The sequence below is a fragment of the Brevibacillus sp. MS2.2 genome, assembly GCF_013284345.1.
GTDB lineage: Bacteria > Bacillota > Bacilli > Brevibacillales > Brevibacillaceae > Brevibacillus > Brevibacillus brevis_C.
Genome location: NZ_JABSUZ010000004.1, coordinates 1 through 13,503, shown reverse-complemented (window position 1 = coordinate 13,503; position 13,503 = coordinate 1). Strand labels below are relative to the sequence as shown.

The window sequence follows — 13,503 nt, the reverse complement described above, 5'->3', positions numbered from 1 at the left end:
CGTTTTTTTCGAATTGCGGATCGTCTCTGTAATACCGTTTGTAGTACGTCACGCAATAAATGTATTCGCGTGGCATCCTCGGTGAAATCTCCTGCACCATCTATACTTTCCGACGCGTTTCGATAAGTCAGTCCGCAAACCATCCATGGTGATCGTGGTATTCTCTTAACGTCCACTCCGTAATCCTTCTGTAACCTTGGCGCATAAATAAAAACAACCTCCGCATTATAACGTGAGGTTGACAAGTTCGTTTGCATATTATTTTTTCGCGTGTTCCGTCAATTTTCAATGAATACACTACATACGTTTCCATTACTTCGCTATCCTATTGTGACACAAATCATTAAAGAAACGTTGTATGACGAGCTTTAGTAAGATATGGCGGAGGGAGCAGGATTCGAACCCGCGTGAGCTTGCACTCTAACGGTTTTCAAGACCGCCCCGTTATGACCACTTCGGTATCCCTCCGTATTTCAACAATACTTACTATATCACAGCTCTACTATTTTTTGCAAGAGCCCGGATTTGTTTCCTTTATCGTTTGATCGCAACGAGTTTCAATTCCGTCATTTCTTCTATCGCGTATTTGACCCCTTCCCGACCAAGTCCGCTTTCCTTTACGCCACCGTAGGGCATATGGTCTACGCGAAAAGTCGGAATGTCATTTACCATCACACCACCCACGCGCAGCTCTTCTGCGGCTTCCAGAGCCAATGACAGATTGTTGGTATAGACACCAGCCTGTAGTCCATACCGTGAATCATTGACCAACGCAATGCCTTGCCGGACGGACTCCACTGGATTAATCAGAACGACAGGACCAAATACTTCCTGACAAGATACTTTTGCATCTGCCGGAACACCCGTCAACACCGTAGGTTGGAGCATCCGATCCACGATCTGTCCTCCACACTCCAAACGTGCCCCCTGCTCGAGCGCCTCATGAATCCACTCCATCGCACGTTCTGTTTCGCGTGGATGGATCATGGCGGAATAGTCCGCGTCCTCAGAGAGCGAATCCCCACCGCGAAGTGCTCTTGTCTGTTCAACAAAACGTTGGACGAAATCTTGATAGATCTCTTTGACCACATAAATTCTTTGCACAGAGATACATACCTGCCCAGAGTAGGCGAAGGCGCCAAAAACGCATCGGGGAATGACTTCATTCAGTTGCACATCACGATCAACGATCACTGCCGAATTCGATCCCAGCTCGAGCGTGACTCTTTTCATACCCGCTCGATTACGTATATCCAGCCCAACACTTGGGCTCCCTGTAAACGTCACCGCCCTGACTCTCGGGTCAGACACGATTTTATCGCCAACACTCGCACCACTGCCTGTGATCACATTGAGCGCTCCTGCTGGCACCCCAGCTTGCTCTGCGAGCTCTGCAAGAAATAGTGCACTAAGCGGTGTCTGTGATGCAGGCTTGAGAACAACGGTATTGCCAGCAGCGAGAGCAGGTCCGACCTTATGGGCGACGAGATTCATCGGAAAATTATAGGGCGTAATTGCTCCAATGACTCCCAATGGTTCACGCACGGTATACGCCAAGCGTCCCTCTCCCCCGATAGCTGCATCGAGTGGTACAGTTTCTCCGTGAAGGCGTTTGGCTTCCTCTGCTGCGAACTTATACGTCTGAATCGTTCGAATCACTTCACCGCGGGCTGTTTTAATTGGTTTTCCCGCTTCTATTGCGATGATCCGCGCCGCTTCCTCCAAACGTTCATTCATCAAGATCGAGATTTTTTCAAGCAGGAAGGCGCGTTGATAGGCAGGAAGGCGACGCATGACGGCAGTCGCTTCGTGGGCCGCAGCAATTGCTTTTTCAACCAATGATGAGTCTGCTTGCGAAATTTGTGCAATCTCATGTCCCGTACATGGAGAGAATAGCGGTGCATGAGCAGTAGCTGGCACCCACTCTCCCCCGATAAAGCACGTTTTTTTCATCGGCATATCCCCACTCTCATGGATTGGCGTTCATCTTCCAATCATTCTCCCTCATACGCGTGCCTTCCTGTCTCGATTTTGAAATATTTAGATATCTCTTTTACTCTTTCACACTTTCAGCCACACCGCACCATTCGAGTAACGTAAGCGCAAAGATCTCAGCACAACGGAATACCTCATCCAAAACGATGTATTCATTCGGGTAGTGTGCAACCTGTGTGACTCCGGGTCCAACCACAATCGCTGGGGTATTGGCCAAAGCAGTCAACAAACCGCCATCTGTTCCCCAAGGTGATGCTTCCACAGTGGCACGCTCTCCTGTCACAGCTTCAAACTGCGCTTGCAAAATATCCATCAACGGATGATCGAGCTCCACTGCTCCCGGAACCCAGCGAGCTCCGAACCACTCCAGCTCAACAGGCTGTTCTGCAAACCACGGGTCGACCTCTGCCAGCTTTTTGAGTGCTGCTGCCATTTCGGCTTTGGCATCGTCCATCTGCTCTCCTGGGGCAACCCCCATCCTTCCTTCCAGCTTGACGAGGTCAGCTACAGACGAAGGCCACTTGCCACCCTCAATCACCCCCAGATTAATCGGGATCGGAATGGGCAGCTTGGCGTAGAGCGGATCGTCGAGTCGATCGTTACGCTCTTTTTCCAATTGGCCAATTGCTTGAACGACGAGCATGCTCTTTTCGATGGCGCTGACTCCCTCGTAGCGAGTACCTCCGTGAGCAGAACGCCCTTTGACGGTTAATCTGAACCACATGGAGCCTTGCTGCTTCGGGAAAATTTTCATATTGGTCGGCTCTGGAATCAGGGCAGCATCCGCTTTGTACCCGCGAATGATCGTCGCCAATGTGCCTGCACCGCCGCTTTCTTCTTCTACGACACTCTGAAAAATGACGTCGCCTTTCAGTTGCACACCCAACTTCTGTAGAACCTGGATCGCCAACAACGATGATAAATTTCCACCCTTCATGTCGGTTGCTCCGCGTCCGTAAAGCTTGCCGTCCTCAATCTTCCCGCTAAAAGGATCATCGCTCCACTGTGCCAGATCGCCCGCGGGCACTACATCCACGTGTCCGTTTAGAATGATGGAACGCCCATCCCCATGCCCCTTCCACACACCGACGACATTCGGGCTGCCTTCAAAGGTAGTACGCGGGGAGACAAAATATGGATGTGACACCAGCTCTTCGCCTTCCATGACCCATAAGTCAACGTCCAGCCCCATCTGCCCCAAAAGCTCTGCAATACTTTGCTGGATAGATTGCTCTTCTCCTTGTACACTCGGGCTTTTTACCCATTGCTGCAGCAGTTGAACAGCAGCCTCGCGATCCTTTTCCAATTGCTCCCGTATAAGCACCTGCCAGTTTGCCATGTTTTTCCCCCGTTCCATGGTTTTTGTCTTTGCTTAGCGGAAAACGCCAACCTCTCCGTCCATCTTGAGTTCGGCTTCCGTTGCTCCAATTACGTCAGCGACACTGTATGGATACATGACTTCTCGCAGATACAAACCATCTGGCATGACCTCCATTACTGCCATGTCTGTGATGATCAAATCCGCAGCTTTTGTCGCGGTTAACGGCAGTGAGCATTCTCGAACGATTTTCGAACGTCCGTTTTTATCCAGATGCGTGGTCACAACCATGACCTTCTTGGCCTTTTGTGCCAGCTCCATGGCTCCTCCCATGCCTGGGACACGTTTGCCTGGAACGATCCAGTTGGCAATGTCACCATTTTGGCTGACTTCCAGGACTCCTAAAATCGTCATGTCCAATAGCCCACGGCGGATGATGGCAAAAGCAGTCGCACTGTCAAAAAAGGATGCCCCTGTGGCGAGCGTGACAGGAAAACCGCCCGCATTGCAAAGCATGGCATTCTCCTCGCCTTTCGCAGGGCTTGGTCCTGTACCGAGAATGCCGTTCTCCGCGTGAAACATGACTCGTTTTTCAGATGGGATAAAATCCGCAACCAACGTTGGAATGCCGATTCCCAGATTAATAATCATGCCGTCTTCTACTTCCAATGCTGCGCGGCGGGCAATACGTTCACGATAGCTCTCTGTTTCTTTTACTTCTCCCATGCCCATTGCCAGTTCACCCCTTCACTTTGGACGATAAAGTTCACGAAAACGCCCGGGGTGACGATTTCTTCCGGGTCGATCATGCCTACCTCAACTATCTCATCCGCTTCCACGATGGTAATGTCGCCTGCCATCGCCACTAACGGATTGAAATTGCGTGCACTTGTATCAAACACCAAATTGCCGAAGCGATCCGCTTTTTTCGCATGTACGATAGCCACTTCGGCAGTGAGCGGTGTCTCCAATAGATATTCTTTTCCATCCAGAACGACCTTTTGTTTCCCTTTTTCCGCGATCGTCCCGATACCGACATCTGATAGAATGCCTCCCAGACCGACTCCACCTGCCCGTACACGCTCTGCAAGTATCCCCTGCGGGCAGAACTCTACTTCCAGCTCTCCAGCCGTCATTTGGGCCCCTGCGTTCGGATTGGAGCCAATGTGGGAAGCTATCACTTTTTTGACGCGCTTTTCGGTCACCAGCTTGCCAATTCCGATATGCGGAAAAGCAGTATCGTTACTGATCAGCGTCAGATCACGCACGCCCCTATCCAAAATCCCTTGAATCAAAGTAGGCGGGTTGCCTACCCCACCGAAGCCCCCTGCCAACAGCGTCATCCCATCACGAAAATGGGTGAGCGCTTCGGACAGGGAGACGACCTTTTCAAATCGGTTTGTCATCCTCGTTCCTCCTTCTCTATCCGATCAGTGCCTTGTCTTGGAGCTCTTGCTGAACAGCTATCACCGCTTCTTTCAGCAGAGATATCAGCTCATCGATTTGCTCTGTAGTAATGGTCAGTGGAGGTGAGATGATGACAGCGTCTCCTGCCACTCCTTCGATTCCGCCCATTGCCGGATAAATAAGCAAGCCTTTTTCAAATGCTTTTTCAATGACCTTCACACCTACTCCTTGCGAAAGCGCAAACGGCTCTTTTGTCTGCTTGTTTTTCACAAATTCCAGCGCGCACAGCATGCCAAGACCGCGTGCATCTCCGATCAACGGGAGCTCGTCAGCCAGTTCTTTTAGGCGGGCAAGCAAATACGCACCTTGTTCTCTTGCTTTGTCGACTAGCTGATGCTTCTCCACATAGTCAAGGACAGCCAGAGAAACAGCAGCAGATTGTGGATTGGCGCTATACGTATGTCCTGCCATAATCGAGCCGCTGCCTTTTGTAATGGTCTCAATGATTTCGTCCGAGACAATCGTAGCAGCCATAGGTGTGTAACCGGCACTCATACCTTTGCCCAATGTCATCAGGTCAGGTACGACGCCCCAATGGTCGATCCCAAACGCTTTCCCCGTGCGACCTACCCCTGTCATCACTTCGTCTGCGATAAATAGAACCTCATATTTGTCGCAAATCTCGCGAATGCGTTGGAAGTAACCATCTGGCGGCACGACCGCTCCGCCAGAAGCCCCGATGACAGGCTCAGCGATGAATGCCGCTACCTGCTCAGGTCCGACGCGCAAAATCGCCGTCTCCAGCTCGTTTGCACACGCAAGCGCATACGAATCGAGGGACATGTCTTCTGGTTTGCGATACGGATATGGTCCTGTGATCGCCGGATAGTCAGCCAATAATGGAGTGAATCGCTTTCTGCGCAAGACGTGCCCAGACATCGAAAGAGCACCCATTGTAATCCCGTGATAGCTCATCCAGCGGGAGATAATCCGGTTTTTCGTTGGCCTTCCTTTTTCCTGCCAGTATTGAATCGCGATTTTTTGTGCCGTCTCTGTTGCTTCCGAACCGCTGCTGACAAAAAACGTCCAGTTCAGTGAGCCCGGTGCCCACTCAGCCAGCTTTGTAGCCAGCTTCTCCACAGCATCGCTGCTAAAATGCGAGCGGTATACGAAGGAAACCTCCTTGGCTTGCGCATACATCGCCTCAGCCACTTCTTCTACACCGTGACCAATGCTTGCCGTCACCGCTCCACTGGAACCGTCGATGTAACGATTCCCCTCTTGATCGTAAAGATAGATCCCTTTGCCGTGAGAAATAACCGGATACTCTTTGCCCAATTCAGGCTTGATTACATAGCTTTTCGTCATTTTCGTCGCCACCTCGCTTATTCTCTACCTCTATCCTAGCTGACCAGCACGCAAGAGCCATCCTACGTGCTGGCAAAAAAACATGGTAAAGAGACAAAATCTTTTGTACATTTTGTATAAGAGAACCTTTACCGAGGCTTTTGGAGGAGATACCTGATGACCATCACGATAAGAGAAGCGCTGCAACTGCCGGACATGGTTCACACCAGGCTGATCGCAGGAGCAGGCGGACTGGACAATCCGATTCGTTGGGTGACAATTGTCGAGGTGCTGGAGGATACAAGTCGCTTGCAGGAAGGCGAATTTTTGATTACAACCGGCTTTGGGCTTGCTGAACATACGGAAAAGCTCGCTTCTTTTATTCCTTCGTTGGCGAAGCAAAAGCTGAGTGGTGTTGCGATTCATACGGGCTTTTATTTACGGGAAATTCCCGAGACGTTTTTGACTTTGGCGGATCACTATCAACTTCCATTGATTGAAATTCCCACGGAGATAAACTTTTCAACCATAACCAAAGCCATCTTGCAGCCGATCATGAATCGGCAATTTGAAACGCTGGCTTATTCCTCAGCGATTCATAACCGAATGATTGATGCTGCCCTGTCCAAGGGAGGCCTTCCCGCCATCGCTGGCGAGCTCGCTGCACTTACCGGAGGCGCCGTGTCGCTCATCGATGCATTAGGCTTTGAAGTCACGCAGCATGGCAGCTCGGAAGCACTGCCGCATGATCAGTCCCAGGAAATCGCGCATCGTGTACCGATTCGAGCCAATCGCGAGCATTTTGGCACGTTGACATTAACGAAACCCGAGCACGCCTGGAAAGAGCTCGATGACGTCGCTCTACAGCATGCTTCTACCTTATGTGCTCTCGAATATGTAAAGGAAAGGGCAGTAGCCGCAACGGAATGGCGGTTAAAAGGGGATTTTGTGGAGGAACTCCTAAACGGACAGCAAATGACCCATACGGAGCTGGAGAGCCGTTGCCGCATGCTGGGGTACCCCCTTGCTGGACATCATCTCTGTGTCGCTGTTCGCGTAGATGTAGCCGATCAGACGATGCTCGGAGACATGCATCAAAGTGTCATTACGTTGATGCGGAGGCTTAGCGACCGTCATCAGCGCTCTTATTTGCTGCGTGAACGGCCACATTGCCTCTTGTTTATTTTGCAGGATGATCAGACGAGCCTGCGCTTATTAGAACAGCTCACTTCCCGCTGGAGAGGGCTTCATCCTTCACTTGACCTACAAATCGCCTTGAGCAATCCCTGTGAGCAATTGCCAAACGTCGTCAGTGCCTCCGAAGAAGCGATGTTTGCTCTACAAGCGTACCCACTGTTAGCCCAATCCCCGCAAATTTTGCGATACCGGGATATGCAGGGCTATCAGTTTTTGTTTCCGTACCATCGTGAAAAAGAAAGCTTGCTCCGCCTGTGGAACCCATTGCTGGAACCATTAATTCGCTATGATACGAAATACAATCAACAGCTTCTCGAAACACTTGAAGTGTATTTGGCCCAGAATGGAAACGGTCTACAGACCTCGCAAGCCTTGTATATCCATCGACACACGCTCAAGTACCGGTTGACCCAAATTGAAGAAAAAACAGGCTACCGCCTGGAGGATGCTCATCAACGCTGGCAGCTTCAGTTAGCCCTGATGGCCCGTCGTCTGCAACAGCAGTTGTATCCTACAAACAGGTAGCCCGTTATTCCCTCGTCGGGCGAAGTGGCTTTACCCATATATTCATGTCTTCATAGCCTGAAAAGATCGTACAATTGTTAATCAGACGTCCACGGTATGCATAGCCCATTTTGGCAGCCGTCACATTCATTCCTGCAGATTGTGCCCGGGTCAAGGTGTACAAAAAGTAAATCCCCGCCTCCTCCATCCTTTGTTCCAGCGCGATAAACAGCGGTTGGAGGAGACCTTTCCCCGCATGATCTGGATGGGTTGCACAATCTGTCATCTCCGCTGAACCAAATCGTTCGGAGACTTCAGCTGACGCAGCACATGCAATCTTGCCTTCAAATTCAACGACATAGTAGATGGTGCCTTCTTGCATGGTTTTGCGAATGTAGGACGGATCGTTCATCGGTGTAGGATACGTCGCGAATACCAGTCCATACAAACACGCCAATTCCTTCGTGTCTGCATCCGTTGCTTCACGCAGGTGGTATCCCTCAGGTAATGATTTCTCTATCGTACTCCCCGCTCGTAACAGGCTCAGCGTAAGAATTTCCTCGGCAAGTTTTGCTGCCCCAGAGGTAGCCCGCTCTTTTGTCAGATAGCAGGTGAGCATCTGTGCGTTTTCCCCTTGAAAAAAACCATCGATGGTTCCCTCTAGCTCGTAACCTAGGGATTGCCATTGCGTAATATCTTGTTTTTTCCCGTACACAATGACTTTTGTTGCCTCTGACTTTTCGGCTAGCTCCTTCAAGACCCGATCCCACTGCTCGATTTGTGATGGTTCATACACGTGCAGCTTTACCCGGCGATTTTGTCGATCAATGATCAGGTCGCCAGCGTCCTGTGCACCTCCAACATTTATCACGGTCTTCATCCTCCCCTACAGTACTCCTCCTCTCATTGTAGCAAAACAAATAAGACCGTCATCTGCCAATCTGTATAAAAAAGCTTTCCTCATGCACAAAAAAACACAAGGTGGGCATTCTGTTGGGTCATATTCACTCGTTTTTCATACCATGAAAGTAGATGCTTCATGTGCGAGAAGGAGGGTGTTTTTTGTGAGCTGCAATAACAATTTTGCCCTGATCCTTGTCCTTTTTGTCCTTTTGGTCATCGTACTCGTCGTAATCGGATAGACTTTTGGAGATGCCTCTCATGTCAGGTCGTATCGAGGGGCCCTTTACATATCATGGTAATAGGTAATGACACGCTCGAGAAGGGAGGAAGCCCTCGTGCCCCCACTTATCTATGCCCATCGTGGAGCTTCCGGCCTGTTTCCGGAAAATACGATGGAATCGTTTCAAGGAGCCGTCCGGCGAAAAGCCAATGGGATCGAATTGGACGTCCAGCTCAGCAGTGACAATAAGCTGGTTGTTATTCATGACCATAGCCTGGAGCGCACGACCAATGGTTCAGGTTTGGTGCGCCATTACTCACTGCGCGAACTGCGTCAGCTACGTGCGGATAAAGACTCCTCTATGCGAGTACCAAAAGCCCACATCCCAACCTTACAGGAGGTATTCCAGACGTTTGTCGACACACCTCTACGCTTCATTATCGAGATGAAAAATTTTTTCCAGGATCAACCCCACTTAGAGGAGCTCGTCATCGAACAAATCAGGCGATACCAGCTAACAGGGCGAACCATCATTTCAACGTTTAACTTCGACAGCCTTTTACGAATCAAGCAATTGGATGCAACACAAACGACAGGACTTTTATACGTTGGACCACTCGCCAAGCCTTGGGAAATAGCCCGCAACTATCGAGCTGATCAATTGCACGTCCCTTTTGATCAGTTGACGGAAGACTTGGTCAAACAAGCAAAGGAGCATCATTTTGAAGTTTTGAGCTGGACGGTAAATACTGGTCGGCAAATCCAGCGAGCCATTGACTGTGGTGTAGATGGTCTGATCACCAATTACCCGAAGCGTGCGAGAAATCTGATTCGCAATCTATAAAAAAAAAGGGAGCCAAGAAAAGGCTCCCTTTTTGTAATTGCATCATTACGTATGTGGTACAAAAAATTTTCCTTGCCAGCTATTTCGGGCTTTTAGTTCTGCATCAATGCCATTCAGAACTTCCCACTTTTTACGACTCCACATCGGCCCAATCAAGAGATCAGGTGGTCCGTCTCCTGTGATTCGATGGACAATCATCTCTGGAGGTAAAATTTCCAATGTATCCACAACGAGCTTCGTGTACTCTTCCTGTGACAAGAATTCCAAGAGTCCTGCTTCATATTGCTTCACCATCGGCGTTTTGCGCAGCAGGTGCAATAGGTGTATCTTGATCCCCTGCACATCCAGATGTGCCACAGCTTCTGCAGTCTGCATCATTTCTTCGTGGCTCTCTCCTGGCAATCCGTAGATAATGTGAGAGCATACACGGATGTTGTGCTTGCGCAATCTCTCAACAGCATCCACGTAGCATTGATAATCGTGCGCTCGATTAATTAACTGGGCTGTGTGCTCATGGACTGTTTGTAGACCGAGCTCCACCCACAAATATGTGCGCTCATTCAATTCAGCCAAATACTCCACAACGTCGTCTGGCAGGCAGTCAGGACGCGTAGCAATGGAGAGTCCGACTACACCTTCTTGTTGGAGGATGACTTCGTACATCTCCCGCAGCTCCTCTACAGGTGCATACGTATTCGTGTACGCTTGGAAGAAGCCCAAATACTTGGCTTGCGGCCATTTCTCGTGCATCCGGTTTTTCACATCATGAAACTGTCTTTCCAGGTCCATTCTGCGATCACCAGCAAAATCTCCAGATCCTCTCGCACTGCAAAACGTGCAACCGCCTGTCGCTACTTTCCCATCCCGATTCGGACAACTAAAACCGCCATCCAATGGAACCTTGAAAATCTTTTCGTGAAAAGTCCCTCTTAAATGGTAATTCCATGTATGGTATCGTTTATCGCCCCACAACAATGGGACGTCGTTGTTGTGAATGTCTGTCGCGAGCTTCATTGCTGTTTTCCTCCTATGGGCACCGCTACGTCTGGCGCTGGTGCCTTAATCCCGTTGGCGAACGCTACTTGCTTGATCACGTCATTATACCAAATTCGGCAACGGTCTCGCTACTTTAAGATAATAGGAAAACCACAGGGAAGATTCCCCCTGTGGTTTTTGCTTGTTTACGTCACTATTGCTGGATCTCCTCGATACGAATCGCGCGTGTATGAGAGGTATGACTCCACTCTTGGTTTTTCTTCGTAAAGAACGCGTAAAACATAATCGGAAGCCAGGTCAGGAAAAAGAATGGTAGCAAGAGGAGCCCGAAGTACCCCTTCCACGGAACTTTATCCAAATAGAGGGCCAGGATCGGCAACAGGTAGAACACGGCAGTAGAACCGTATACCAGCCACGTAGGCAAGATCGTGGATACCGTTGTCAGGGTACCAACATCAAAAAATCTTGCCAGGAACAATACCGACATCATCGTCACCATTAGCACGTACATCGGTTGGAAGAGGTAGAAGGCTGCATCAAGCATTCCCAGCTTTCTCGACTTCATACCATTAAACAAGACAGATCGAATGTAGCGTCCTGCCACATCGTAGTGCCCTTGCATCCAACGCAAACGCTGGCGCATAGACGATTTTAAGTCAATCGGTTTTTCATCCCAGACCTTGGTGTCATGTGCCCATGTCGGGTAAATACCGCGTTCAATACAACGTGTTGCAAATTCCAGGTCTTCCGTGAGACTGGTTGCTCCCCAACCCATTTCTTTGAGCAGGTTGCTCTCAATGCACAAGCCGGTTCCGCCCAAAGTGTTCGGCAGTCCCAAATTGTGACGAGCCAGTTGCCACATACGGTTTGTAAACCAGTAGGTAACCGCATAGGACAGCGTAATCCATGAATCAAACGGGTTCTTGGAGTCGAGGTAACCTTGGATCACACGCGCCCCTTTGCAGAGACGGTCATTCATTACTTTCAGGAAGTTTTTCTCAACCAAGTTGTCAGCATCAAACATGACGACAGCGTCGTACTGCTTAGGTCTTGCCCAGAGGTTCTCCAGCATCCATTCGATGCCGTAGCCTTTCCCACGCTTGGATGTGTCAAAACGCTCACATGCAATTGCACCATGCGCCCGACTAATTTCTGCCGTGTTATCTGTACAGTTGTCGCAAATGACGAAGATGTCGTACATTTCACGTGGATAGTCGAGTTTCTTCAGGTTTTCAATTAGCGGAGCAATTACGGCGCTCTCATTGTGAGCTGCCACGAGCACAGCAAACGTCTTTTGCGGCTCAGTTGTTACTTGCTCTTTTTTGCGGAACAGGCCTGCACATGAAACTAATGTTTGATATGTGCCGATTACACCCACCGCAGAAGTAAATCCGATGAATAATCCCTCAATGATCTCTCTAATTACACTCATGGGTTCTTCTCCTCGACCTAAACCAGATTGGGTCTGATCTGAATTTAGGTAGTGTTGTTTTTCCAACATTTCTCTATTGTTTTTCTCTCAATTGGCAGTTTACATCAAATGCGATTCATAAGCAATGACCCAAAAGTGGGAAAAAATAAGGCACTGCTATCACCTTTCCCACCTTTTTCTCTTTCTATTCGACAGTGCTTTGCAGTTGGCAGAAAAAAAAGCCCTTGTCGAAAAAGGCTCCGTTTATTTAGAAAAATACAAACACTCGTTTCCATTTCTTCCTGTTTGTTTTCGGGATTGGTGCGGTCGGCGAGACTCGAACTCGCACGGGTCGCCCCGCCACCCCCTCAAGATGGTGTGTCTGCCAATTCCACCACGACCGCCTATAAACGCTGATTTTACTCGTGTTTTTCTGTTGACACGAAGTACGTTTTTGAGTATACACAATCAATTTTCGCAAGTCAATATTGTTTTCGACTAGATGGAGCCCATATTTTTCCTGTCTAACTATCGTTTTTTTGTCCAGTCTTCTATTAGATACGTTTGTCGAAAAAGAAAGTTACATGTCGCAAAAATTTTGTAAGAATGCAAACGCCTCTCTACAAAAATATCATCGTTTCGTCACATTTTCCGAATAAAATGGAAGCCATATTCTGTGAATTTTTTACATAATTTATGACAAATTAGACAAAATATTTCCAGTTATGGATGAAAGTTTTTTATCTATTTTTTTGAAATAGGCCATTTGACTTATCACTTGCCTCTGTTTGCATCCTAAAAGACGCGCTAACTTCTACGAAAAAAACCTCCTGCAGGCGCCACAACGTCCTAAGGAGGCTATCTTTTTGAAAAGGCGTGGCGTCCCAGGAGAGATTCGAACTCCCGACCGACGGCTTAGAAGGCCGTTGCTCTATCCTGCTGAGCTACTGGGACTAAAATGGAGGGAGTACCCGGATTTGAACCGGGGATAAGGGTTTTGCAGACCCGTGCCTTACCACTTGGCTATACTCCCATGTTGTTATGGGGCGATCGATGGGACTTGAACCCACGAGTGCCGGAGCCACAATCCGGTGCGTTAACCCCTTCGCCACGACCGCCATATTTTTTTATGTAGTTTGGTAGCGGTGGAGGGAATCGAACCCCCGACCTTTCGGGTATGAACCGAACGCTCTAACCAGCTGAGCTACGCCGCCAAAATAAAAATGGCGGAGAGTGAGGGATTCGAACCCTCGCTACGCTTGCGCATACTAACGGTTTAGCAAACCGTCCCCTTCGGCCTCTTGGGTAACTCTCCGTGATTATATGCACCTTCAAAACTAGATATGCATGATTGCTAAGAG

11 protein-coding genes and 7 tRNA genes are annotated in these 13,503 nt (G+C 49.1%); 3 read left to right on the top strand and 15 right to left on the bottom strand.

Features of this window, described 5'->3' with window-relative positions:
* Positions 1-379: 379 nt before the first annotated feature.
* The 6 genes from HP568_RS04380 to HP568_RS04355 form a co-directional block, all read right to left on the bottom strand.
* Positions 380-468: transfer RNA gene (locus HP568_RS04380), tRNA-Ser, on the bottom strand.
* Positions 469-534: 66 nt separating this feature from the next.
* On the bottom strand, positions 535-1,953 hold the full coding sequence (locus HP568_RS04375) for an aldehyde dehydrogenase family protein (RefSeq protein WP_173628442.1): 1,419 nt from the start codon (positions 1,951-1,953) through the stop codon (positions 535-537).
* Between the two features lie 100 nt (positions 1,954-2,053).
* Positions 2,054-3,334 (bottom strand): peptidase, encoded by a 1,281-nt coding sequence (locus HP568_RS04370; RefSeq protein ID WP_173628561.1) that lies wholly within the window; start codon positions 3,332-3,334, stop codon positions 2,054-2,056.
* 33 nt (positions 3,335-3,367) lie between these two features.
* Positions 3,368-4,045 (bottom strand): 3-oxoacid CoA-transferase subunit B, encoded by a 678-nt coding sequence (locus tag HP568_RS04365; RefSeq protein WP_048032316.1) that lies wholly within the window; start codon positions 4,043-4,045, stop codon positions 3,368-3,370.
* Entirely contained in the window at positions 4,027-4,719 is a 693-nt protein-coding gene (locus HP568_RS04360) for a 3-oxoacid CoA-transferase subunit A (RefSeq protein ID WP_048032315.1), read from the bottom strand. The genes HP568_RS04365 and HP568_RS04360 overlap by 19 nt, the downstream gene beginning before the upstream one ends.
* A gap of 16 nt (positions 4,720-4,735) precedes the next feature.
* Positions 4,736-6,088 carry an aspartate aminotransferase family protein gene (locus HP568_RS04355; RefSeq protein WP_173628441.1) on the bottom strand — a complete coding sequence of 451 codons (1,353 nt, stop codon included), beginning with the start codon at positions 6,086-6,088 and terminating at the stop codon, positions 4,736-4,738.
* 156 nt (positions 6,089-6,244) lie between these two features.
* Here HP568_RS04355 and HP568_RS04350 point away from each other — a divergent pair, with 156 nt between their 5' ends.
* Positions 6,245-7,789 (top strand): PucR family transcriptional regulator, encoded by a 1,545-nt coding sequence (locus HP568_RS04350; RefSeq protein ID WP_173628440.1) that lies wholly within the window; start codon positions 6,245-6,247, stop codon positions 7,787-7,789.
* Positions 7,790-7,793: 4 nt separating this feature from the next.
* Here HP568_RS04350 and ablB read toward each other — a convergent pair whose 3' ends face one another.
* Positions 7,794-8,648 (bottom strand): putative beta-lysine N-acetyltransferase, encoded by an 855-nt coding sequence (ablB, locus tag HP568_RS04345; RefSeq protein ID WP_173628439.1) that lies wholly within the window; start codon positions 8,646-8,648, stop codon positions 7,794-7,796.
* On the opposite strand from ablB, the gene yjcZ reads away from it, so the two are divergent.
* Together yjcZ and HP568_RS04335 are read left to right on the top strand one after the other, a co-directional pair.
* Complete coding sequence (yjcZ, locus tag HP568_RS30200; RefSeq protein WP_113732303.1) at positions 8,596-8,910, top strand: sporulation protein YjcZ; 315 nt, start codon at positions 8,596-8,598, stop codon at positions 8,908-8,910. The two genes, ablB and yjcZ, sit on opposite strands and share 53 nt — an antisense overlap.
* Positions 8,911-9,006: 96 nt before the next feature.
* A complete protein-coding gene (locus tag HP568_RS04335; protein WP_053079566.1) occupies positions 9,007-9,735 on the top strand; it encodes a glycerophosphodiester phosphodiesterase in 729 nt (242 codons plus the stop codon).
* A gap of 45 nt (positions 9,736-9,780) precedes the next feature.
* Here the strand turns inward: HP568_RS04335 and mnmL are convergent, their stop codons facing one another.
* From mnmL to HP568_RS04295, 8 genes are all read right to left on the bottom strand, one after another.
* The gene (mnmL, locus tag HP568_RS04330) at positions 9,781-10,749 is read right to left on the bottom strand and encodes a tRNA modification radical SAM protein MnmL/YtqA (protein WP_048032310.1); all 969 of its coding nucleotides are present in this window, start codon (positions 10,747-10,749) and stop codon (positions 9,781-9,783) included.
* A 175-nt stretch (positions 10,750-10,924) separates the two neighbouring features.
* Complete coding sequence (locus HP568_RS04325) at positions 10,925-12,163, bottom strand: glycosyltransferase family 2 protein (protein ID WP_048032309.1); 1,239 nt, start codon at positions 12,161-12,163, stop codon at positions 10,925-10,927.
* Between the two features lie 298 nt (positions 12,164-12,461).
* Positions 12,462-12,546: transfer RNA gene (locus HP568_RS04320), tRNA-Leu, on the bottom strand.
* A gap of 473 nt (positions 12,547-13,019) precedes the next feature.
* A tRNA-Arg gene (locus HP568_RS04315) sits at positions 13,020-13,096 on the bottom strand.
* A gap of 5 nt (positions 13,097-13,101) precedes the next feature.
* Positions 13,102-13,175 (bottom strand) — tRNA-Cys (locus tag HP568_RS04310).
* Positions 13,176-13,184: 9 nt separating this feature from the next.
* Positions 13,185-13,260, bottom strand: a tRNA-His gene (locus HP568_RS04305).
* A 19-nt stretch (positions 13,261-13,279) separates the two neighbouring features.
* Positions 13,280-13,356: transfer RNA gene (locus tag HP568_RS04300), tRNA-Met, on the bottom strand.
* 10 nt (positions 13,357-13,366) lie between these two features.
* Positions 13,367-13,457: transfer RNA gene (locus tag HP568_RS04295), tRNA-Ser, on the bottom strand.
* Positions 13,458-13,503: the final 46 nt, after the last annotated feature.